The 249-nt window shown below is 54.6% G+C and carries 3 tRNA genes; all 3 read right to left on the minus strand.

What is annotated here, in order from left to right:
* Nucleotide 1: 1 nt before the first annotated feature.
* Nucleotides 2–75, minus strand: a tRNA-Ile gene (locus G9F75_RS19840).
* 15 nt (nt 76–90) lie between these two features.
* A tRNA-Gly gene (locus tag G9F75_RS19845) sits at nt 91–164 on the minus strand.
* An 8-nt stretch (nt 165–172) separates the two neighbouring features.
* Nucleotides 173–248: transfer RNA gene (locus G9F75_RS19850), tRNA-His, on the minus strand.
* Nucleotide 249 lies beyond the last annotated feature (1 nt).

Raw genomic sequence — 249 nt, forward strand, 5'->3', positions numbered from 1 at the left:
GTGGGCCTGAGTGGACTCGAACCACCGACCTCACGCTTATCAGGCGTGCGCTCTAACCAGCTGAGCTACAGGCCCATGACAATATAAAAATGGAGCGGGTGATGGGAATCGAACCCACGACATCAGCTTGGAAGGCTGAGGTTTTACCACTAAACTACACCCGCATGTTGTTTGGGGCGATTGATGGGAATCGAACCCACGAGTGCCAGAGCCACAATCTGGTGCGTTAACCACTTCGCCACAACCGCC

Origin of the sequence: Bacillus sp. EKM208B, assembly GCF_011800725.1 — a bacterium.
Lineage (GTDB): Bacteria > Bacillota > Bacilli > Bacillales > Bacillaceae > Bacillus > Bacillus velezensis.